The organism is Pseudanabaena sp. PCC 9330 (assembly GCF_055795045.1).
The window spans coordinates 68,504-90,126 of sequence record NZ_JAYFES010000073.1 but is presented as its reverse complement, the minus strand read 5'-3'; the positions used below and the strand labels follow the sequence as shown (position 1 = coordinate 90,126).

The following is a 21,623-nucleotide window of genomic DNA, read 5'->3' as shown; positions in this document are numbered from 1 at the left end:
TGGGACGGAGACAATGTACAACAAGTGCTCCATCAGCGGTGTGCGTATCTCAATGGCTACTTCTCAAGATGAGTCTTGCAAGACTGGGATACACCCGGGCATTAGCAGGTAGAGTGTGTTTCTGGCTCAGTTTAATTGCGGCTTAATTGCGGCGATCGCCAAAGCTTTTGGTACAGCAACAACGCACCGCTTACCTGGTTGAGACTACAAGTTAGGCCAGTGATTTTGCGCGAAAATCATGCTCAAGCTAGTGCATGACGAATAGCATTTCCTCTCACACTGATCGAGTCTGAGGTTGAGTCGATTCAACCTCTAGATCCCTTCAGAATGAAATGGCCCTGACCCCCAGCCCAGGCTATGGGTGGTTGACCAACGGGTTTCACCCCTCTCGTCGTTGGTCAGGGGCATAGCGCTACCCACGCTACCAGCCGAGGGCGGTGCCGTCTCCCCTGGGGTCAGCCCCACCCCACAGCACCCCTGTCTCGGGGTGAATGTGGATCATCTGGGCGTGGCCCATCTGCTCGGCCCAAGCGGGCAGGGCCGCCACCGGATGCCCCCGCCGGGCCAACTCCGCCTGAATGGCTTCAGGAATGCGGCCCTCTAAGGAGAGGCGGCTGGTGCTTTCGCCCCAGGTGCGCCCCTGCAACCAGCGGGGCCAGTCGATCGCCGACTGGGGGTCAAGGCCAAAGTCGATCGTTCGGGTCAGCAGGGCCGCCTGGGTTTGGGGCTGACCTTCACCGCCCATGGTGCCCAGCACCCACTCCAGGTCGCCAGCGGGGTTGAGCGCCAAAGCTGGAATCAAAGTGTGAAAGGGGCGTTTGCCGCGAGCCAGGCTGTTGGCCTGGGCGGGGTCGAGGGAAAAGAACGAGCCTCGGTTTTGCAGCACAATGCCGGTCTCGCCCCCTACCACGCCACAGCCGTAGTCAAAGTACAGGCTTTGGATGGTGGCAACGGCGTTGCCCTGGTCGTCGACGACGGCGCAGAAGGTGGTGTCGCCATTGCCGATACCGGGGCCGTAGGGTTGAGCCTGGGCCATGGCGATCAGGGGTCGCCGCCGATCGGCGTAGGGCTTGCTAATCAGCTCCTGGATCGGGATGTTGACGAAGTCGGGGTCGCTGAGCCAGCGATCGCGGTCGGCAAAGGCCAGTTTGGTGGCCTCGACCATCAGGTGATAGTAGTCGGCGGTGTGGTGGCCGATGGCCTGGAGGTCATACCCCTCTAGCAAATTGAGTATTTGCAGCACCGCAAACCCCTGGGTGTTGGGGGGCATCTCGACTACCCGGTAGCCCCGATAGGTGGTGGCAATCGGCTCGACCCAGTCGCTGTGGTGAGCGGCAAAGTCGGCGGCGGTCAAAATGCCGCCCCGGTCGGCCAGGTGACGGGTGATTTCGGCGGCGATCGCCCCTCGGTAAAACTCAGCGCTGCCGCCGCTGGCAATGGCCCTCAGGCTCTGGCCCAGGCCCGCATTGGTCAGCACCGTGCCTCGGCTGGGCACCTGCTGCTGGGGCAAAAAACAGCGCTGGGCATAGGGGTCTTGGCTGAGCAGATCGCGGTTGTGCCGAGTCCACACCTCCTGGGAGGTGGAGACGGGGTAGCCCTGCTCGGCGTAGTCAATGGCAGGCTGGAGAATGTTGTCGAGGGGCAGGCGACCAAAGCGATCGTGGGCAGTACACCAGGCATCGACGGTGCCCGGTACTGTGATCGCCGCCAGGGGGCCACGGCTGGGCAGCTCGCGGTAGTGGCGATCGCAGTAGTACTCGATGGTGGCCTGGGCCGCCGCCCGCCCCGAGCCGTTGAGGCCGTGCACCTGACGGGTGGCGGCGTCGTAGATTAACCAAAATGAGTCGCCCCCCAGCCCGGTCATGTGGGGATAGACCACGCCCAAGGTGCTGTTGAGGGCGATCGCCGCATCCACAGCACTGCCCCCCATCTGCAACACCCGCAGCCCAGCCGCCGAAGCCAGCTGGTGGGGCGAGGCTACCATACCGCGAGTACCCACAGCCGGGGGACGAGTTGGAACCTGAAAATCTAAGGCCATGGCGATAATTTAGATCTCTAATTTAGATCTCTGGCATCCAAGAAACATGGGCGGAGACAATCTTCCAACCCTCAGAAAATTGTCTCCAAACTTGGGTCAGTCTGCCTGAGCGAGCCGGTTGGCCAATCAAACCACCATAAAACTCCAGCGTAACGACGGCGGTATCACTATTAAAAGCTGTCACCTTAAAGTTAGAAATCTGGCGACTGAGTTTGCTATCTGGCCGAGATTTTCTGTAGTTCTGGATCGCCTCACTACCATAAAGGTTTTCCATTGGCCCAAAGCGCACCACCTCTGAAGAGTCCCAGAAAAATTTAGTCAGCGTGGCCACATCATTATTGCAAAGGGCCAATTCATACTGGTTATAGAGCTGAGAAATCTCTTCGACCACCTTAGGATTGTTGATTTCAGTCATGGGGTTACCTGGCAGAATTCACTGGGGCAATGGGGGCTTTGACTATTCCCTGGGCTTCCAGAACAGCCGCCGTCCGCAAAATTAGAGATTCGCGATAGGGAGCTGCAATGATTTGTACCCCCAGTGGCAAAGCCCCAGGCCGATAGACCGGCACCGACAGCACCGGCAACCCAATAAAGGAGAGGGGTTGGGTAAACCGTCCTAGGTTGGTGCGTGAGGGCAGCGTTGCCCCATCGACTTGGATCGTGGTTTGCCCGATAGGGAAGGCTGGGTAAGGCGTGGTGGGAGCCAAAATGATGTCCACATCCTGAAAAATCTGCTGCACCTGCTGGCGATACCATTGGCGAAATCGCTGGGCCTGAATGTACCAGGCGGCCGGTAAAAGGGCTCCGGCCAGCAGGCGATCGCGAGTCATGGGGTCAAAGTCCTGGGGGCGATGGCGCAAATCCTGAAAGTGCAGTTCTGCCCCCTCACAGGCGGTAATGGTCAGGGCCGCTGCTCTGGCTCGATGGGGTTCTGGTAGTGTTACCTGCCGTGTCACCTGTAGGGCCTTGGCCACGTGCTGAACCGCCACCAGCGCTTCAGCGGTTGCTCCCTCCGCAAAATAACCGTCGGCAACGGCGATCCGTAAACCCTCTACTCCCTGGTTGAGCTGGGGCAGACAGGGCTCGGGGGGGCGATCGCAGCAGACCGGGTCGCGCTGATCTGGCCCCTGGAGCAGATCAAACACCGCTGCCATGTCTCGCACCGACCGGGTAAATGGCCCCACGTGGTCGAAGCTGCCCACAAACAGCGCTGCCCCCGCCCGCGACAGCCGCCCATAGGTGGGCTTGAGGCCAAACACACCACACAGAGAGGCGGGCACTCGAATCGAGCCATTGGTGTCAGACCCCAGGGTGAAAGGCACTAGGCCCCCCGCCACCGCTGCCGCCGACCCCCCCGAAGACCCCCCGGCGACGCGGGCGATGTCATGGGGATTGTGGGTAGGGCCGTAGTGGGTGTTTTCGGTCGAAAAGCCGTAGGCATATTCATCCATGTTCAACGTCCCCACCAGGATGGCCCCAGCCTGCTTGAGGGCGGCGATCGCGGTGGCATCTTGGGTGGCGGGCGGCTTTTCGGCATTGATGATCGACCCGGCCAGGGTGGTTACTCCCTCAATGTCAAACAAGTTTTTGACCGCAAAGGGAACTCCGGCCAGGGGGCCAGGATTCACACCGCTGGCGATCGCTCGATCCACCGCCTCGGCCTGGGCCAGGGCTGAGTCAGAGAGTACCGCTGTAAAGCAGTTAAGGGCTGGATCTAGAGCCGCGACTTGCGCCAAAACATCCTCAATCACGCCGGTTGCCGTGACCGTCTGATCGTGAATGGCCTGGGCCAGGCTAGTTGCGTCAGTATGAATTAGGGTCATGGTTGGAACCTCGGTGCGGCTTCGATATCTTCAGGGATAGAGAAGCTCAAGAACACTTGAGAAATCCTGTAAAGTTGATGCAAATTTTCGACTACACCAGGCTGGTGGTCGGGGTGAATGGGCAGGTCAATTAAATACGACATCTGCTCTATGTAGGCAGCGATCTCTTCAGGCGACTTATTCGGTTGATTCACAGATTTCTCCTTAGAAAAAGTTGACAACTTCCCAGAGAACAGAACCGAGGGTGAATTTGCGGCTATAGCGTTATCTGGCAACGCCCTAATCAGCCGCAATCCACCACTGGAAAAACTGCTTAGATGCCTCATGAAAAGATAGAGGCATTTTATGTTCTGGGATTACTAAATCCCTCATGCTTTCGCTAGTCAAAAGTTGGAACAATAATCCGATGATGAGTGCAGAAAAACCTGGTAGAAGTGAACGGTATGACAAATTTCTGGTTGACTGACAAAACTTCTTAGCCCCATCTCCGGAACCCCTCACCCTAGCCCTCTCCCAAGGGGAGAGGGAACTGGAGGCGTGGATCGGCTCCCCTCGAGAGAGGGGTTGGGGGTGAGGGTATACAACTTTTGTCAGTCAACCTGTTCTCAGGCTGCGATCGCCGCTTGCAGAGCCTCAATTCCGGCCTGGGCCACCTCCACATCTTGTGCCCCAGTGCCGGAGCCGACCCCGATCGCCCCCACCACCTGGCCATCAATTACGATGGGCAGTCCTCCCTTGAGGTTGGTAAGTTGCCCCCCGGTGGCGAGAGCGAGTTTAAGCTCCACATCGGCGGCAATGCCCCCGGTGGGAGCACAGCTGGAGGCAGCGGTCACAGCTTTTTGCGTGGCAGAAATCTGGCTTAGCACCTTGGCACCATCCATGCGGATGAACGCCAGCAAATTACCGCCGGTATCCACAATGGCAATGCACTGGGGTACATTCATGGCTTCGGCTTTGGCGATCGCCCCTTGGAGCACGATCAGAGCAGCGGCATGGGTGAGTTCTTGGGTTTTGCGGAGATACATGGGTCGGTGGGTAAAAAAACGGTAAATAATAATGTGTGAGCTGCCAGGTAAACGATAGCGGGTAGACCGTACACCCTGACTTGGCACTACTCGGCTTCAACAATCGCGGCCACTAAGTTGCTACCGGGTACGCCCTGGTGTTCATTCCCGGCGGAGGCCAAGATCATGGGGTCGCCGACCACAGAGGCGACGACGGCATTGGCCACGGCCTTGGCCACAATTCCGGCGTAACCGGAGAGAAAATCACTGTGGATGGTATGGCGTCGGTCACGCACGGCGTTGACGGCATCGGCACCACAGTTCACAAACATTTGAACGATGCGCTGTTGTTGCTCGGCGGTGAGGGGCGTGCTGGGATGAAGCCCGGCAGACTCTAGGGCAGCATAGATACCAGCGGTATCGAGCTGATCGGCCATCACGCCGTGGCCAACCCGGTAGGGGCTGATAGATCGTTCCGAATTGCCCATCACCAGGATGCGACAGGCCGACTGTTCTCCCCCGGCAGAGACAGACCCCCGGTCGGTGTAGAGGCTGCGATCGCGGTTGACCACCCCCTCCACCAGCTTGGTTTCAGGAATTTCCTTCAGCCCTAGGGCAATGCCCAGGGCACTGGCACCTTTTGACAGGGAGCTGGCCTGACCGAGATTGGTGCTGACGACCGCAACCCCTCGCTGGGCGGCGTCTGCGAGGCGAGCCGGAGTCATGGCGGGGCACTTGACTTCGACGCAGTGAACATCGGCCAGGTCGGTAATGCCCGCATCGGCAATGGCGGCTTCTACCGCTTCGGCCACCAGTTTGATCTGGGTCAGGGTGCCGTATTCTTCAGGCTTTAGCACGCGAGTGTTGGCGGCCCCTACGGTCAAGCGTTTGCCCGAGGGCGGGTGAGCCGGAGCGGCTGCGGACTGGCGGGTAAAGACCGTGTAATGGGGGCTCATCAACCCGCCGCAGAGGCCGATCATCATCATGGGAATGCGGTCAAACACCGCCTGGGGCGACATCTTGAGATAGTCGGCCAGCAACAGCTGCATGCAGAGAGAGCTATAGCCCCGGGCGTAGCCGGTGCCCTCGGTCTGGGCAATAATGCCGATGATCGATTCTGCCTGAAGTTGGCCGGTTTCTAGCAGCATTTTTAAGCCGCTAACGTCTTCGGGGGCGCTCATAGGCAAGCGAAATACCCCGACATTGATCCAGTCTTGCTGCGTCATTAACCTTGTCCTGAATGATAGATATGTAGTTGAAACCCTTTGAATTAAGCCTCTAGCGCCTGGCGAGCTGCCGCTAATGTGGTTTGGATGTGGCTGAGGGAAAGGGCGATCGCCTGATCGGCGTCTCTGGTTCGATAGGCGGCCAAAATGTCGTGATGCTCTTGCTCAGAGGCACTGCGCTCGGCCCCGTTGTGGGTAAACGACAAATTGATGTAAATCGTGGCAATATCCTCCAATCGCTCCAGAACGCTTTGCAGGTGCTGGTTAGGTTTAGTGCCGTAGAGACATCGGTGAAAATCTCGATTTAGGGCGATCCAACGGGTCTGATCGACCTCGGTAGCCATTTGATCGAGAATGACCGCCGCCTGATCGAGCTGTTGGGGGGTAGTCTGGCTAACGCCCCGGCGCACACAGGCGGGCAGCAGAGCCGTCCGGACTTCAAAGATATCTTCCAGCTCAGTCATCGTCGGCACATGGACAACGGCCCCTCGAAAAGCACCAAAATCGACCAACCCCTGGCTGTTCAGTTCCCACAGAGCTTCGCGAATAGGGGTTACACTGATCTGCAGGGCGGTGGCTAGCTCCGCCTGCACGAGCCGAGTGCCGGGGGGCAATTCCCCCGACAAAATGGCCCGACGCAAATACTCCACAACGTTAGCTTGGGTTGTACGGGAGATTCCCTGTACCCCTGACCACAAGAGTTTGGTAGTCACGCGTTTTCCTTAACGTAAGATTTTGGATGGGAAACGTTCACAAAATGCCACTGGCATTTATGTCGAAGTTGAGCATCTCTATTCCGTAGCCTAGGCTACAGCGTGCAGAAAGGATTGGCCGTTTCATACTTCATATATGATGCATGATACTTGAAGAGTACATCATATATAAAAGATGAACAAGCCTAATAGCTGCTTTTGGAGTCTTTATGGTCAATAAGGAGTGTTTTGACGCTACTTCCACCGTTTTAGTGGCGCTTTCTGGTGCTTACGCCCCCATGCGGAGGGTCTGTCTGTGCAGGGAATGCTAATTGTAGTGCTGGGTTCCCTGTGTCTGGCTACCCAAAACGTTCTGCTGAGGGTCATTTTTTCTGAGAGTTCTATTCTGGGGCAGTTCGACTGGGGAGAGTTGATTCCGTCCTCTCCTGGCAATTCGCTACTGGTGCTGCAGATGCGATCGGTGCTGATCTTGCCGGTTATGGTGCTGCTGTCTTATCGGCTCTATCCGTCTACTACCAGTGCTTTGCGGCATCTGGCTCAACCCCAACGACGCCCTACGTTGCACCTGGCCCTGCTCAGCAGCAGTTTTTTATTCTTAGCCCTGGCGCTTTTATTTATTGCCATTGCCAGCATTCCGGCTGGGGTCGCCACGGTACTGTTTTTCATTCATCCGGTGATTACCGGGCTGCTGTCCTGGAAGGTGTTTGGCAACCGACCCACCCGTCTGCGCTTCGGGGTAACGGTGGGGGTACTGCTCGGCGCGGTGCTGGTGTTGCCCAGTTTTACCGAAACGATGAGTGGTTCTGTGGCCCTGGGGGTAGGTACTGCATTGGGGGCTAGCGTAGCCTATTCTCTTCAAGGAATTTTGGCGCAGATATGCTTTAAGCACATCCATCCGGTACCATTTACGCTGATTAATTTTGCCGTCATGGCACTGCTCTCCACGGCAAGCCTGATGCTGGTGACCATTGACGTACCGCCGGGGCAATGGGAGATTTTGTGGTTAATGAGTCTGATTACAGCTGGCCTAACGCTGCTAGGCCAATTGTTTTACAACATTGGCATTCATCTGGTGCGGGCGGCTTCAATGTCTATTGTGGCGGTGAGTAATCCAGTCTTTACCGTGATTATTGCCTGGCTGTTTTTGCAGGAAAATTTGCAGTCCCGCCAGATTCTCGGCATGCTGCTGGTGGTGATCAGCATTGTGGTGCTCGGGCAGGAACAGTCCCGACGGCTGGATGCGGCTCCGCCCTAGGGACTGTGACCTACTGTGCAAGTTAGGCAGTACCGACGGTCAGGGGAATGCCCTGCTGGCAGAGAGGGCAGGCCTCAGGATCAATGGCATCCATATTTTGCAGAGAAATCAGCACCTCGACCGGGCAGGATAGATCGACTTGAAAGAGACCTTTGGTGGCAATTAAGCCAACGCCAACCGGTTCTGCTTGGGCCGCTTTTACAATCTCGATGAGTTGTTTTGCAGTTCCTCCTGTGGTGGTCACATCATCAACGATTAGAACTCGCGCGTGGGGATGAAATGCGAAGCCATCGATGAGGTGATAGTCATGATTTTTTTGACGTGCGATCGCAACCGTTGCCCCCAGGCGCTTAGCCACTTCAAAAGCTAAGATACTTCCGGCTTCATTGGCTCCTAAGACGGCATCAATAGTGCCGCCAAACCGTGCGGCTAGAGCATCAAATAAAAACTGAGCCTCGGTTGGTCTTTGGAACAATTTTATGCATCGGAAAAACCGCCGACTGTGCAGCCCACTGGCCAGCTTAAAGTGACCAGACTGAAGGGCTTCAGTCGCTTCGGCTAACGACTGAAATTGTGTATCTAGATCGTTCGATTGGGGCATAAAGCTAAAGAGAAAGAAGACAGTGTTACAGCTATTATCATACTGTTTAATCTCCCGGTTGTTGAGAGACGCCATGGGCAAAGCTTCCTTGCGGTGACAGGAAATTCCATCCTCGCAATATTCAAAGATTCTACGAGAAAACTGCCCGTAAACTGCTCAGTATTTCTGGCCAAAAAGAATGTTTTTTGTGCCCTCGATTACATTAGTCTAGGCAAAATTATTTCAAGATTTAGGTCTGGTAAATTCTCGGCACAAGCGGTGTCTTAACCCTATGAAAAATCTGTTTTCTCTAAAGCCATTAGCCGTCAGTGCTATTACGTTGGCGGCACTCATCGGTTTATCTAGCTGTCAATCTCCCGAGTCCACTATTTCGCAAGATACCGAGGCGGCGGCAGAGACCACTCCCGATGCTGCAACCCAAGATTTGACCCCGGTCAAGTTCACCCTGTCCTGGTTGCTGCAGGGGGTCGATGCGCCCATGACCCTGGCTATGGAGCGGGGCTACTTTGCCGAAGAGGGCCTGGAGGTGCAGTTCGAGCGGGGCTACGGTTCCTCTGACACCGCCAGTAAAATTGCCGTTGGGCAGTACGACATGGGCTTTGGCGACATGTACTCAATGATTGAGTTCAACGAGCAAAACCCAGATCAGAAGCTTGTAGCGGTGGCCGTTCCCTACAACAAGGCTCCTTTTGTGTTGATTTCACTAAAAGAGACCGGCATTCAGTCACTCCAAGATCTAGAAGGCAAGAAGCTGGGTGCCCCAGCCGGGGACGCCCCCCGTCGTCTGTGGCCAGTGTTGGCCGAAGAGGTTGGGGTAGACGCTGATTCGGTTGAATGGGTCACCATGGAACCGCAGCTGCGGCAAACCTTCTTGCTGCAGGGCAATGTGGATTCTATCAGCGGGTTTGTGTATTCCATGATGCCCGCCCTGGTGGAAGGGGGCAAAACTGAAGATGACCTCGATATCTTCTACTACACCGATAACGGCCTCGACTTCTACGGCAACGTTATCCTCGTGAAAGAGTCGTTTCTAGAAGCCAATCCTGACGTGGTGCGGGGCTTTTTGAAAGCCTACATTCGCGGGCTCCAGGATACGCTGATTGACCCCGTTGCCGGACTGGATAGCGTCATCGCCCAGGGGGATGAGTTGATCGATCGAGATGCTGAGAAGCTGCGGCTGCAGCTTGCCCTCGACGGCATGTTAGTCAACGAAGAAGTGGAAGCTAACGGTCTGGCAGCGGTTGATCCTGAGCGCCTCCGGGTAAGCATTGAACAGACGGTAAAAGGCTTTGGCCTAGCCAACACCCCCGCCATTGAAGAGGTGTTTAACGACAGCTATTTGCCGCCTCTGGCGGAACGGCAAGCCCCCCCGGCAAGTGAACGGACGCCTCTGGAATAAGCGTCATCATCCCTTTAACGCTAGTGGGGCTAACCCTGGGGTCAGGCAAGGTTGCTTGCCTGACCCCAGGGTTAGCCCGAGGCCAGGAACACCCCCAGGGCATGATCACGTTTTCGGAGGTTTGCAATCCTATAGCTCAATTGGGTGGGGCAAAATCGCCTTGGGCAGAATGCCGTGAACCCCTTTTTGGGGCATATTCACCGCCTGGGTAATGTGAAAATGGACGCCCAGGCTACACAGCAGATAGGCGTCTTCTGTGCTCAGCCCCAGCATTTTTTCTAGAAAAGTCAGCATGTGGGTTAGGGCCATTTCAAAGGCGGCATCCAGGGTTTCGCCAAACCCCATGGTGATCCAGGCGTCGGTGGTTTCTGCCAGGGGCAGGGGCAGGTGGGATAAATCGGTGCGTCGCCAGAGCTGAATGGTGCCTGCCATGGAAGTTTCTAATGCGGTCAGGCAGACTTCGCCATCTCCCTGTAGGCTGTGGCCATCGCCAATGGAAAAGAGCGCTCCCGGCAAAAATATCGGCAGAAACAGCCGACAGGGCGGCTGCAGCAGGCGATTGTCTAGGTTGCCGCCATAGCTTCCAGGGGGAACCGAGTGGCGATTAGGCTCTGCCGTGGCCACTCCCAAAATGCCAAAAAACGGCTGTAGTGGCAGCCGAATTCCGCTCTTGGCTGGGAACTCGATGCTGCCACTGGCCAAATCAATGGGAATGAACTGTAGGGTTTTGTCTGGTAGCAGCCTGGGTAAAGCCCCCTTAGCAGGGTCGCTCAAGATAAAACCCACAGGCAGGAGAGGCTGGATCGACTCCAGCCGAATTTCCAGCACTTCTCCAGGGCAGGCCTCTTCTATATATATGGGGCCAGTCAGCAGGTGGGGGCCAGAGTTAACGCGACGGTGCAGCGGCAGATTTTGGCAAATGTCTAGAAAGGCCGGGGGCAAAAACTCAGGGGGAGCCTGCTGATATACCGGTAGACCAGAGAAGGTTTCAACGGTGATGCGATCGCCCGATCGCACCGTTAACGCGGGCGGAATTTGGGAAGAGAAGCCGCCATAGTGAACTGTTTCGCACGTCGCTTTCAGGGTGTAGTGAGTCACGCTATTAATTTAGTAAATGATCAAACAAGAGCGACCTCAATAAATTAACCCTTTCCCAATAGGTTAAAGACGCTACCAAACATCACTCTTTTTGATTTCTAGCTAAAAGAACAATTTATTTGGTAGCCGTTATTACAGTTTGTCAGGCCACACTCTCAGACAATATATCATATATGATTCTTGAGTCGGTCCTGACAAAACCTTCGTGGGTTAAGGCTTATGGTTGAGCACGTATCAGTTAAGACATTGCCTCGGGTAGATACATCTGCAGCTTTAGAATTTCGTAATGTCAGCCTGAACTATCGCAGTTCAGGCCAGTCTCTGTCGGTAATTGACCAGGTTTCGTTATCGATTAACCAGGCAGAGTTTGTCTCTATTGTCGGCCCCAGCGGCTGCGGCAAAACATCGCTTTTACGCATGATATCGGGGCTAAATCCGGTAGAAGAAGGGAGCGTTTCCTTTCGTGGAGAAGAAATCACTAAGCCCCTAAGCAATGTAGGAATTGCGTTTCAGAACCCAGTCCTTTTGCCCTGGCGCACCACGATTCAAAATGTGTTGCTCCCCCTAGAAATTGTGCCCGCCCACAAGCGGCGATTGAGAGCTAACAGGGCAGAATACATGACGGCGGCGCAGGAGCTGCTCGCCACCGTCGGTCTGAAGGATTTTCAAAACCACTATCCCTGGCAATTGTCCGGTGGCATGAGGCAGCGGGCTTCCCTCTGTCGGGCGTTGATTCACCAGCCGGAGCTGTTGCTGCTCGATGAACCGTTTGCCGCCCTTGACGCCTTCACCCGTGAAGAGATGTGGGAACTGCTGCAACGCCTCTGGGAACGCACCCAATGTACCAGCGTGCTAGTAACCCACGATCTGCGGGAGAGCATTTTTCTCTCAGACACGGTCTACGTCATGGGGCCTCGACCCAGCCGGGTGGTCTACGTCTTAAACGTTGATTTGCCCCGCCCTCGCACTCTAGATATGTGCTTTACCGAAGATTTTCACCACATGTATACAGAGCTGCGGCGGCATATTCAGCGCTACTAGTTCTTCTAGCTAGCGCTGCAGCCCGACGCGGCAACGGCTCATCACTGCGATCCCATTACTTCTTTAACGCGTTACCCCTATGGTGCTGACAGAATCCCTCAAAACTCCTGCCTTTAATGTCAAGTTTCTGCTGAATTCTAAGCACAGTAGCTATCTGTTGCCTGCGATCACTCTGGTGTTGCTGTTGGTGGTGTGGGAACTAGCCGTGCACCTGTTTTCAGTGCCAACGTTTATTTTGCCTGCTCCCACGGCCATTCTGGCTGAGATTCCTCGGTGGGGCTTGGCGGTAGCTAGAAATGCCTGGATTACCCTAACAACAACTATGTTGGGATTTCTAATGGCTCTGGTTTCTGGAGTGCTGTTAGGCTTTGTGATTGGCTATTCTCGCCTGGCCAATTTAACGATTTATCCACTGCTAATCGGGTTTAATACTATTCCCAAGGTGGCACTGGTGCCGCTGATGTCTATCTGGTTTGGCATTGGGGCCATACCGGCGGTGCTGACGGCTTTTTTGCTGGCTTTTTTCCCCATTGCGGTGAACGTGGCCATTGGTCTAGCTACGGTAGAAACCGAGATGCAGGATGTGCTGGTTTCCCTGGGGGCTTCGCGCCTTGAGGTGTTTCAAAAAGTGGGTCTGCCCCACACCATGCCCTACCTGTTTGCCTCTCTAAAAGTGGCCATCTCCCAGGCCTTTATTGGCTCGGTCATCGCCGAAACCGTAGCGTCTAATGGCGGCATCGGCTATGTCATTCTTTCCGCCAGCTCTAGTTTTAATGTGCCCCTGGCATTTTTGGCCCTGTTGTCTCTGGCGGTGATGGGGGTTGTGCTCTACAGCATTTTCGCAGTGCTAGAAAAGCGCTTTGTTCACTGGATTTGAACCATTCTTCGATGAAAATTGATCTCTACAAAATTCCCCAGGCTAGCCCTGATGACCTGTCTGGGCTAGAGACGCTGATCCGGCAGGGGAGCTTGGACCCGGCCCAAATCATTGCCATTTTGGGTAAAACCGAGGGCAATGGCTGCGTCAACGATTTTACCCGAGGCTTTGCCACCCAAACGCTTAAGACCTATCTGGCCACCCACATTGGTGCGGCGGCGGCTAAGCAGATTGTGTACATCATGTCTGGGGGCACCGAGGGAGTTCTCAGCCCTCATCTGAACGTTTTCACCCGTCAGCCGGATGCCCCCGAGGCCTTGCCCCACTGGGGTCTGGTGATGGGGGTCAGCCGTACCCGTGCCTTTGAGCCTGAGGAAATTGGCTCTCTGGCGATGGTAGAGGCGGTGGCAGAGGCGGTCTGCGAAGCCGTGGCGGAGGCTGGGCTGACTCCAGACCATGTTCACTTTGTGCAGATTAAATGCCCGCTGGTGCAGGCCAACCGGGACAGTGGCCACCAGCGCAGCAGCTATCAATCAATGGCTGATTCTCGTGGGGCCTCGGCCCTGGGGGTGGCCCTGGCCTTGGGGGAGCTCAAGCTAGAGCAAATCACCTCAGACTTGATCGGTCATGACTTTAGCCTCTACTCAAAAACTGCCTCAACCTCTGCGGGGGTAGAGCTACAAAACTGCGAAATTTTTGTGTTGGGCAATGCCGCCCATGCCACTGGCGATCTGGTGGTTGGCCATGCCGTGATGCAGCATGCTCTGGATATGGCAGCGGTGCAACGGGCGATCGCAGATACCGGGCAGCCTGCGTCACAGGTGGTCAACATCTTCGCCAAGGCCGAGGCCGACCCCAACGGCACCGTTTTGGGCCGTCGGCACACCATGCTAGATGACTCAGATATTAGCCACACTCGCATGTCACGGGCTGTGGTGGGGGCCGTGGTAGCGGCTGTGGTGCAAGACCCGATGGTCTATGTGTCGGGCGGCAGCGAGCATCAAGGCCCACCCGGAGGTGGCCCCGTGGCCGCGATCGCTCGCATAGCCTAAGGTCGCTTGCCCCCGCCCCTCAGCGATCGGCCAGAGTGAACCGGTGCTGGAGCGTGGTCTTTCGTCAGGTCGCCTCTGGCTCCGGTTGGGGTGCGGGGTTGTTCGCCCAGGTGCGCTTGCTGATCAATACGGCTCGCCGTCAGGGTATTTCTGTCTGCGAGGCCATGGCTCGCGCCCTTACCTCACAGCAGTCTGACTGGCTACTGAATGGAGCAATGGCGATTTCTTGGGGTGGGGGAAGAGATGGTGGTGAGTGATCGTTAAGTGCTGACTAGGCTACGTGAGCCGCGATGGGGAATGATTGCATCAGGAACATCAGCGTGGCAGTTTTAGTGCTTATTTAGGCGATCGAATTTCCTATGTTTTTTGCGGTTTAATGATGATTTTTTGTGGCTGAGTTAAAGCTAACTAGACAAGGCAATTGAAAAATATTTCATGTTTTACCTGTTTGATTAGTACCAAATCCTGCTTGACTATCCCTGATTCAGCAGGGAGCACAGCGGTGCGCCCCTACAGGTTGGTCGCTTGGAAATCAGGAGTATAAAATTCGGATTCGGTATAACTATCTCGATCGAAATTTATATGGTCTAGATTGGTAAAAATTAATGCCTCTATGGAAACTGAGGTTTTGTCCTGACTGTATACTGCCTTAGTTATTTTATGAAGCAAACATTATGAAATTATCTGGCTTGATGGTTCTACCGTTGATGCTTGGCCTCTCTGCTCTGACCGTTGCCTGTGACGCTGGCGGAAATACGGAGGCTGACGAGCAGCAAGAAACAGCGCCTGCTAATGCCGAGCCGATGGACGGTGAGGCGGACGACGACGACGATGACGATGACGAAGAGGATGACGGTGACGGTGACGACTAGAGGCTTTTAATCGATAGCAGGCGAATGCGCCCTAAGGCATTCCTCTGAGGGGTTGGTGCCAAGGGGGCAGGTGTCTTTCAAGACTATGGCAACCCTATGAGCACCGCAGGCACTTGCCCCCTTGGGTGTAAGCGGGTTTCAAATCGGTGCTAAGCCGTTACTTCGATCGTGCGGCGGGCTTTTTGGCTGGGGTTGGCGGCATCGGTGACGATTACCTGACGGGTGCCTAGGGCTGCCGTGGGCGCAATCGCCAGGGTGACCGTAGCCCCCGCCACGGTGGGTGTGATGCCGTCGCCATTGGGCAAAAGGGTGACGGTGGCCGCTGCATTGACGGGGCCGCCGCCGATCGCTTCGCCGGTGAGGGCCAGACTGGCTCCCTGGGCGACTTGATAGCCCGCGGCATTGATCAACCGAAAGTGGGGTTCGAGGGTGAGGCTGGTGGTCAGGGTAGCGGTGGTGCCGCCCCGCCCCACCTGCACAGTAAAGGGCAGCTGGGCGGTTTCTTCCGGTGGGTCATCGACAGAGAGGCGCAGCTTAAAAATGCCGCCATCGGCGATGAAGCCCTGCAAGGGGGCGGGCACCGTCTCGGCGGTGATAGTAGGGGTGGGATTGGTCACCGATGGGGGAGCGCCACCAGGATAGGTGACTGTACCCAGGGTCAGCGGCGCGAGGATAGCGGTGGGCACCAGCACAAACACCTCATCCCCAGGGTGGCGGTTGGTAGTGACAATGCTGCTGGCCTCTAGGTCAATGGCGCTGCGAATGGGCAAGGTGTTGGTGACCGCGATCGCAAATCGCCGGACGGAAATGAGCAAATCGCTGGGCAGGTGAACGCCGTGGTGGTTTAAGCCGCCAGCGTCAAAGCGGGTGCTGTCGGTGTCGAACCGATACACCCGCGCCACATCTACCAGCTCATCCGCCGTGGTGTTTTGCGCCTGCGCCACGATGACGTCTTCGCCGTCGAGCCGAAGGTTGGCCCCGGTGGTGGGGCTGATCAGCAGCAGGGTGTAGCGGCGATCGCTGTTGGGGGTGGTGACCACCGGGGCTCGCTGGGTTTGCACCAGGGTAATGGTGGCGTTCTCCGCGACGGCCTGACCGGCCACCTCAACGGTGACATCGGCCACGGTGCGGTTATAAAACAGCGTTTGGGTTGCGCTATCCTGGGCGGCGCGCCCGTCCTCGGCCCCTGGAATGTTGGGTGTTACCCCTGCTGCTGTGGTTGTATTTTCCTGGACGGTGATGCGGTGGTCGCCGGGGCGGGTAAAGGCCACGTACATGCCCTGGCAGCGCTCCAGCAGCGCCGTGGTCGGAATCCAGCCGCGATCGCTCGGCACCATGCTGCGAATGGGGTCAGCCACATTGGCCGACACATCCACCGGGTTGTTGAGGTCTTTGCGGTAAAACCCATCGGCCACGGCGTTGCCCGGTTGGGTGGTGGCATCCCCAGCGGTGGCCCCTCGGTTGGGGTTATCGGCGGTGGTTTCGGCGGTGACAAAGGGCATCAGCCGCACCCGATTTTGCATGGCAATGCCGGGTATATCCTGGCGATCGCTTTGCAGCACCGTACCTTCACGATTCAAAATGAAGTACCAGTAGCGGGCCATATCGCCCACAAAGGCGACCTCGCCGCGCAGTCGCCCCAGGGGGCTGTAGAGATCGCCGCTCTCCTGAGAAGACTCCTGCTCCATCATTGACAGGTGGCCATTGCCGTCTTGGTTAAAGGCGTTGTCCCACCAAAAATAGCCGGGCACCAAGGGCGACCAGGCTTTGGTGCCAAACAGGTATTTGCCAATGCGCCCCAGCACATCTAAGAAAGAGCCGCGCTCGGGGCGAGTGCGGAAGTAGAGCTGACCGTAGGGGTCAAAGATCCACCGCATCCAGTCCATCCCGGCTTCGCGGATCAGCACACTGTCGGCGTTGCCCATGGGGTCATCTTCGCCCACCTTGGCAATGCGAAACTCCCGGTCTTCGCCCAGGTCAAACAGCACGGTGTCTTGCAGTTCGACGGTGCCATCCGCATTCACTGCAGTGACCACCGTGCGTTTTGAGATGTTGCGCGTGGTGACCGTCACCCGATCGAGGGTCTGGAGCGATAGGGATGACCCATTCACCGGCTCAATGCGAATGGCGGCGGGTCGGGCCGGGTCGGGCACCGCGGCCGGGTAGTAGTCGTGCCAATCCCAGGCAGAATCGGGTGTGTGGGTCGAATAGGGGGCCACCTGCACGGTGCCGGTATAGGGGATGGGCGATCGCAACGTCACGGTATTGCCCTCAACCCGTTCTACGGCGCGCACCACAGATCCACTTTCGGCCTGCACGATCACCCGCGAGGCCGGGCGCACCGCATTGCCGCCCGCGTCGGTGGTCAGGCGCAGGGTCAGCCCGTCGGGGTCGGCGGTGGCGGGGAACACATCGCCGCGCCCCCCGATGGTGCGCCCCAGGGCGTAAAACAATTTGCCGATGCCCAGCAAAATGCCCGAATAGGTGCTGCCCACAAAAAAGTTGAGCAGCCCCCCGTGGGTGAGAAACAGCAGCGCATCGAGGGGCCAATCGACCACGCTCTGGGAGCGGCGCACATTGACGGCACCGTTGGGCAATTCGGCCCGGCTGCGGGTAATGCGAAACCGCTGGCCATCGCGATCGCCCAGCTTGAGAGTCACCGGGCGGCTGCCGTTGGTGATCTGAACGTCGTCATCCTTGGCAAAGGCAATGCCGCGAAAGTCAGGCATGTGCAGGTAGCGGTTGTCGCCCTCTTCGACAATTTCGCCCGGCACGTAGGCAGAAAATTCTGGCAGCGCCACATCGGAGGCCAGATCATAGATCAGCTCTACCGCCCAAACCGGAAAATAGCCCAGCAGCAGTGGCCCCCAGAGCGCACTCTGGAGGGTGTGGTTGAGTTCGTGATCGACCAGGCTTTGGTGGCGATCGACCTCCCAGTTTTCGGGGTCTTGGGGAATGCGGACGGTGCCGGGGCTGAGCTGCCCCGCTGCGGTGCGATCGCCCTCTGTGGCCCGGCGGAAGGGCACTACCAGCACCAGCTCAGGGCCTGTGGGCAACGCATCTACCGGATCTTGAGCATTGATAGCGCCAAACTCGCGCGCCACCAGGCTGGCCGCACCATCTTGGGTAAAGGTGGTGGCATAGCGGGTGTGCGTCACCACAGGAATCTGGACGTTGATCGGGCCTGCCATGGTGGGTGCCGTGGCCAACGCCAGCTCCAGAGTGCGATTCCCGTTACTGTCAATGCGCAGGGGCCACACCGTCTCGCCATCGACCAGCGCAAAGTTATTGCCCGCCGTGAGCACATCCGGCTCCCAGACCTGAAATTTGAACTGGTTCGTGGTGACTGTGCCGCCGCTGACGGTGCCAATGGGTTCCCCGTGAATGCCAACGTGGGCGTTGCCGGATAGGGCAGTTGTCGTTCCGGGCTGCACCGCAGCGGTAGGGGCCAGGCGCTGCACCGTTAGCCCCGCAATCGCCCCCGTGGCGGGAAGGTCGGGCGGTGGCGGTGGGGTGGCCGGGGTGGGGGTTTGCAGGTCTAGGTCTCCGGTCAGGGTCAGGGTGGTGCCTTCGACGGCGCTGACTCGGTATTGCCGGGGGCGAAGGGCACCCGTCCAGTCGATCTGCACCAGTTCCCCGACGCCAAAGACGGGCATGTGTACCCGATCGCCCCCGACGCGGGGCTGAACGGTGACCGTCAGCGGAGCCTGCCGCTGCGCCTCATAGGCGGGGCTGTCGGCGATCAGGGGCACGATGCGCAGGGCCGGATTGCCCGCCGGGTCGCGCACCGTGAGGGGGCGATCGCAGGTGACGGTCAGCATGACCTGGCGCACCAAGCCCCACTCTCGGCTGGGGCCGTTGACCAACAGCACGGGCTGGGCCGGGCGAGGCTGGTTGGGCAGCGCGGCGGCGGTGGGTGTGACGACGAGGCTGAGGGTGGAGCCAGAGATAGCCATACCGTTGATCGGCGTGCCCGTGGTAGCGACGCCGCCGATGGCCGTCGCCCCAAACCGCTGAATCATCAGCGTTTCACCGTTGAGGGTAACGGGCGGGGTAAGGGCGATCGCCACCTCCCGGTCGATGGAGAGTACGGTCAGGGCTGCACCGCCAAAGGTAAAGTGCTGCACCTGGTAGGGGTTGGCCGGGTTGCCGGGGAGATTGCCATCCAGCACCAGGCCATCGTAGACCCGGCTAGCGACGGAGCGCACCGCCAGATTGGCGGCATTGTCTTCCACCCAGAGAAAGCCTACGGTCGGTGCGGTGCGCACGGCCTGGGGCTGGTAGGTCAGGGTCGTGCCCGCCTCTGGGGCGGCGGTGCGTTGGCCCAGTTCTGCGCCGCGCACCAGGGGTTGCCAGGTGACACTGCCGCCAAGGCCCAAACTGGTGAGGTCGCGATCGACCTGGCGCACGGTGCCCCCAGGGTTGGCGGTGACGCGCACCGCTAGGGTATTGCCCGCGCCCGTCACGGCGATCGCATCCCCGACATTGGGGGGCGTGACGCTGCCAAAGTCGAGGCTCTGGGCTGCGGTGAGGGTGGCGGGTTGGGCGGTGCCGCTGAGCTGGGCGATCGCCACGGTCAGCGGCTGCACAAAGGTTCCAGGCAGGGCGGCATCTAGCGTTACCTGAGCCTCTAGGCGCTCAATCAGCAGGGTCGCTTCATCGGTGTTTTGGGTGATGTGCAGCGGGTCGCCAGCGGCGTAGGCGGCAGTCGTGCCCACCGCATTCAAAAGAGTTGGGGAGACGCTGCTCACGGCGGTGTCGGTGGCCTGGGGCGCGCCCAACCGCCGCAGGGTGACGGGGTTTTGTAAGGTCGGGATGTCGCGATCGAGGCGGAGGCGAGTCTGCCCCGATGCTTCGGTTACGGCGATCGCCTCCACAACTTGCCGCAGCGTGCCGCTGTCTTGCAGCAGCCCAAACTCGTTGACCACAAAGCCCAGCCCGGTGCCATTCAGCACCGCCACGATGCGGGTGTCGCTGGTGCCGACCCCCAGCCCATCCGACACCTCCAGCTCATGCACGGTGCCCGCCTGGGGGCCGCTGAGGGTCTCGCGAACCCGGTTGAAATGCAGCCCCCCGCGCGGGAACTGGGGCACCAGGGAGCCGGGCACCACGGCCTCTGCGGTGCCGCCCGATCGCGACCAGTTGAGCAGGCGCATATCGGTGTTATTCAGAAGCCTTGTAGAGTCATTGGCGTCCGTCACTGTCTCGGGTGGAATGTTGCCCGGCAGGGCGGTGCCCCGCAGCAGAAAGGGCTGGCCACTGCTGGGCTCCACCTTTAAAAGGGTGCCGTAGAGGGTGGGGCGAAAGTCGGTGTCGGGGGCAAAGACGCGCACCCGCGTCAGCGGTTCAAAGGCCAGGCGGCGGTTGGCCCAAATAATGTGCTGAAACGTCCAGGCCCGCTCGCCCCCTTGCTGAAAGGTGCCGACAAACCCGTCGCGACGCACCCCAAACGACCCCAGGCGATCGCTGCTGCCCAGTCCGTCGGAGTCGATAAACCGGCTGCCCCAGTCGGTGACAAAGGGCGGCACGATCAGCCCCACCGACATGATGAAATTTAGCCAAAAATCCATTCCTAGCCAGCTCACCAGGTTGTTTTGCAGCGACCAGGTGAGGTCACTCAAAATCAGCGGAATCGAGATCTCTCCGGTGGGGTCGGCGCGCCCAATCGGGTCGTGCTGACAGAGGGTGTAGGGGCCACTGGCCACCGCCTCAACGGTGAGGGGGCCAGCGTAGCCGTCGGTGCGGCGGGGGTCGGTGTGGCGGCCATGCCAGGGGTCGGGGGCGGTGAAGCATCCGGTCAGGGGGTCAAGACTGCGCGATCGCAAGTACACCTTGCCCTGCCAGACGCTGCCGCCATACAGCCCCGGCACCCCGTCATGGTGCAGCACCGTTTCGCCAAAGGCATCGCGGGGGATGGGGGTGATTTGATCGCGGCGAATTTCGCGCACGGGGGTGCCCGAGGGGTCGAGGGAAAAGGCGGCGCTGAGCGGCTCGCCCAGTGGGCCATCGATGCGCCCCAGACAGGCAAAGCCATTCCACAGGTAGGTGGTCTGAATGCGACCCTGGGGGTCTTTGACCACCCACAGGCGGCCCAGGTCGTCGCGGTGCCAGTGGGTGGGTGGGGGCGTGGTGCCCAGGCGATCGCCCCCGCTATGGTAGGCCAGGGTTTGCACCCCATCGCCCTGACGCACTCGGATCAGACGACCTTGTCCGTCGTAGGTCAGGTGTCGTGTGCCGGTGGGGCTGGCGATCGCCACCAGCTGATCGTTGGCGTAGGCATAGAACCAGTTGCCCTGGTCGCTGAGGCAGGCGGTGACGCGGTGTTGGGCATCCCGCCGCACCTCGACGCCGTCGATCCACACCGGGCGGCCAGCCTCGTCCCAGCGGTAAGTCTCGGTCCAGCGCTGGTGGGCGGTCTGCCCGTGGCGCAGCAGCCCGCTGGGCAGCATCACCTCCGAGAAGGTAACCAGCCCGTCGCCCAGTATGCGGCGATCGCCATCCTGCGCTAGGTAGGGGGTGCCGTTGCAGTGCAGGCGCAGCAGCTGCCCGGTTTCCCGATCGCGCTCATAGACCAGCAGCCCATCGCTACCGGGAATCGAAAAGGTCTGGATGTCGCGGGTCATG

Annotated in this window: 17 protein-coding genes; 7 read left to right on the top strand and 10 right to left on the bottom strand. The window is 58.5% G+C overall.

What is annotated here, in order from left to right:
* Positions 1-421: 421 nt before the first annotated feature.
* The 7 genes from ggt to AC0QKW_RS05710 all read right to left on the bottom strand — a co-directional run bounded on the left by ggt (position 422) and on the right by AC0QKW_RS05710 (position 6,804).
* The gene (gene ggt / locus AC0QKW_RS05740; protein WP_473150102.1) at positions 422-2,038 is read right to left on the bottom strand and encodes a gamma-glutamyltransferase; all 1,617 of its coding nucleotides are present in this window, start codon (positions 2,036-2,038) and stop codon (positions 422-424) included.
* Between the two features lie 22 nt (positions 2,039-2,060).
* On the bottom strand, positions 2,061-2,453 hold the full coding sequence (locus AC0QKW_RS05735) for an AtzH-like domain-containing protein (protein WP_473150101.1): 393 nt from the start codon (positions 2,451-2,453) through the stop codon (positions 2,061-2,063).
* A 4-nt stretch (positions 2,454-2,457) separates the two neighbouring features.
* The gene (locus AC0QKW_RS05730; protein ID WP_473150100.1) at positions 2,458-3,861 is read right to left on the bottom strand and encodes an AtzE family amidohydrolase; all 1,404 of its coding nucleotides are present in this window, start codon (positions 3,859-3,861) and stop codon (positions 2,458-2,460) included.
* Positions 3,858-4,055, bottom strand: coding sequence for a DUF4089 domain-containing protein (locus AC0QKW_RS05725; protein WP_473150099.1), 198 nt, complete (start codon positions 4,053-4,055; stop codon positions 3,858-3,860). Before AC0QKW_RS05725 ends, AC0QKW_RS05730 begins: the two co-directional genes overlap by 4 nt.
* A 411-nt stretch (positions 4,056-4,466) precedes the next feature.
* The gene (locus tag AC0QKW_RS05720; protein ID WP_473150098.1) at positions 4,467-4,886 is read right to left on the bottom strand and encodes a GlcG/HbpS family heme-binding protein; all 420 of its coding nucleotides are present in this window, start codon (positions 4,884-4,886) and stop codon (positions 4,467-4,469) included.
* An 86-nt stretch (positions 4,887-4,972) separates the two neighbouring features.
* Entirely contained in the window at positions 4,973-6,091 is a 1,119-nt protein-coding gene (locus AC0QKW_RS05715; RefSeq protein WP_473150097.1) for a ring-opening amidohydrolase, read from the bottom strand.
* Between the two features lie 44 nt (positions 6,092-6,135).
* Positions 6,136-6,804, bottom strand: coding sequence for a GntR family transcriptional regulator (locus tag AC0QKW_RS05710; RefSeq protein WP_473150096.1), 669 nt, complete (start codon positions 6,802-6,804; stop codon positions 6,136-6,138).
* A 304-nt stretch (positions 6,805-7,108) separates the two neighbouring features.
* Between AC0QKW_RS05710 and AC0QKW_RS05705 the strand changes: the two genes are divergently transcribed.
* The gene (locus AC0QKW_RS05705; protein WP_473150104.1) at positions 7,109-8,059 is read left to right on the top strand and encodes a DMT family transporter; all 951 of its coding nucleotides are present in this window, start codon (positions 7,109-7,111) and stop codon (positions 8,057-8,059) included.
* A gap of 22 nt (positions 8,060-8,081) precedes the next feature.
* Here AC0QKW_RS05705 and AC0QKW_RS05700 read toward each other — a convergent pair whose 3' ends face one another.
* Positions 8,082-8,735, bottom strand: a complete 654-nt coding sequence (locus AC0QKW_RS05700; protein ID WP_473150095.1) for an orotate phosphoribosyltransferase — start codon at positions 8,733-8,735, stop codon at positions 8,082-8,084.
* Positions 8,736-8,931: 196 nt separating this feature from the next.
* On the opposite strand from AC0QKW_RS05700, the gene AC0QKW_RS05695 reads away from it, so the two are divergent.
* Positions 8,932-10,059 (top strand): ABC transporter substrate-binding protein, encoded by a 1,128-nt coding sequence (locus AC0QKW_RS05695; RefSeq protein WP_473150094.1) that lies wholly within the window; start codon positions 8,932-8,934, stop codon positions 10,057-10,059.
* 129 nt (positions 10,060-10,188) lie between these two features.
* Here AC0QKW_RS05695 and AC0QKW_RS05690 read toward each other — a convergent pair whose 3' ends face one another.
* Positions 10,189-11,157, bottom strand: coding sequence for an acetamidase/formamidase family protein (locus AC0QKW_RS05690; RefSeq protein ID WP_473150093.1), 969 nt, complete (start codon positions 11,155-11,157; stop codon positions 10,189-10,191).
* 219 nt (positions 11,158-11,376) lie between these two features.
* Here AC0QKW_RS05690 and AC0QKW_RS05685 point away from each other — a divergent pair, with 219 nt between their 5' ends.
* The 5 genes from AC0QKW_RS05685 (at position 11,377) to AC0QKW_RS05665 (ending at position 14,999) form a co-directional block, all read left to right on the top strand.
* The gene (locus AC0QKW_RS05685) at positions 11,377-12,198 is read left to right on the top strand and encodes an ABC transporter ATP-binding protein (protein ID WP_473150092.1); all 822 of its coding nucleotides are present in this window, start codon (positions 11,377-11,379) and stop codon (positions 12,196-12,198) included.
* Between the two features lie 79 nt (positions 12,199-12,277).
* Positions 12,278-13,075 carry an ABC transporter permease gene (locus AC0QKW_RS05680; protein ID WP_473150091.1) on the top strand — a complete coding sequence of 266 codons (798 nt, stop codon included), beginning with the start codon at positions 12,278-12,280 and terminating at the stop codon, positions 13,073-13,075.
* Between the two features lie 11 nt (positions 13,076-13,086).
* Positions 13,087-14,127 (top strand): cyanuric acid amidohydrolase, encoded by a 1,041-nt coding sequence (gene atzD / locus AC0QKW_RS05675; RefSeq protein WP_473150090.1) that lies wholly within the window; start codon positions 13,087-13,089, stop codon positions 14,125-14,127.
* A 53-nt stretch (positions 14,128-14,180) separates the two neighbouring features.
* Positions 14,181-14,384, top strand: a complete 204-nt coding sequence (locus AC0QKW_RS05670; RefSeq protein ID WP_473150089.1) for a hypothetical protein — start codon at positions 14,181-14,183, stop codon at positions 14,382-14,384.
* Positions 14,385-14,834: 450 nt separating this feature from the next.
* Entirely contained in the window at positions 14,835-14,999 is a 165-nt protein-coding gene (locus AC0QKW_RS05665; RefSeq protein ID WP_473150088.1) for a hypothetical protein, read from the top strand.
* Positions 15,000-15,148: 149 nt separating this feature from the next.
* Here the strand turns inward: AC0QKW_RS05665 and AC0QKW_RS05660 are convergent, their stop codons facing one another.
* On the bottom strand, positions 15,149-21,622 hold the full coding sequence (locus tag AC0QKW_RS05660; protein ID WP_473150087.1) for an RHS repeat-associated core domain-containing protein: 6,474 nt from the start codon (positions 21,620-21,622) through the stop codon (positions 15,149-15,151).
* Position 21,623: the final 1 nt, after the last annotated feature.

Coding starts and splice junctions, on each gene's coding strand:
- ggt (WP_473150102.1), bottom strand. CDS start 2,038: ATGGCCTTAGATTTTCAGGTTCCAACTCGTCCCCCGGCTGTGGGTACT.
- AC0QKW_RS05735 (WP_473150101.1), bottom strand. CDS start 2,453: ATGACTGAAATCAACAATCCTAAGGTGGTCGAAGAGATTTCTCAGCTC.
- AC0QKW_RS05730 (WP_473150100.1), bottom strand. CDS start 3,861: ATGACCCTAATTCATACTGACGCAACTAGCCTGGCCCAGGCCATTCAC.
- AC0QKW_RS05720 (WP_473150098.1), bottom strand. CDS start 4,886: ATGTATCTCCGCAAAACCCAAGAACTCACCCATGCCGCTGCTCTGATC.
- AC0QKW_RS05715 (WP_473150097.1), bottom strand. CDS start 6,091: ATGACGCAGCAAGACTGGATCAATGTCGGGGTATTTCGCTTGCCTATG.
- AC0QKW_RS05705 (WP_473150104.1), top strand. CDS start 7,109: ATGCTAATTGTAGTGCTGGGTTCCCTGTGTCTGGCTACCCAAAACGTT.
- AC0QKW_RS05700 (WP_473150095.1), bottom strand. CDS start 8,735: ATGGCGTCTCTCAACAACCGGGAGATTAAACAGTATGATAATAGCTGT.
- AC0QKW_RS05695 (WP_473150094.1), top strand. CDS start 8,932: ATGAAAAATCTGTTTTCTCTAAAGCCATTAGCCGTCAGTGCTATTACG.
- AC0QKW_RS05685 (WP_473150092.1), top strand. CDS start 11,377: ATGGTTGAGCACGTATCAGTTAAGACATTGCCTCGGGTAGATACATCT.
- AC0QKW_RS05680 (WP_473150091.1), top strand. CDS start 12,278: ATGGTGCTGACAGAATCCCTCAAAACTCCTGCCTTTAATGTCAAGTTT.
- atzD (WP_473150090.1), top strand. CDS start 13,087: ATGAAAATTGATCTCTACAAAATTCCCCAGGCTAGCCCTGATGACCTG.
- AC0QKW_RS05665 (WP_473150088.1), top strand. CDS start 14,835: ATGCTTGGCCTCTCTGCTCTGACCGTTGCCTGTGACGCTGGCGGAAAT.
- AC0QKW_RS05660 (WP_473150087.1), bottom strand. CDS start 21,622: ATGACCCGCGACATCCAGACCTTTTCGATTCCCGGTAGCGATGGGCTG.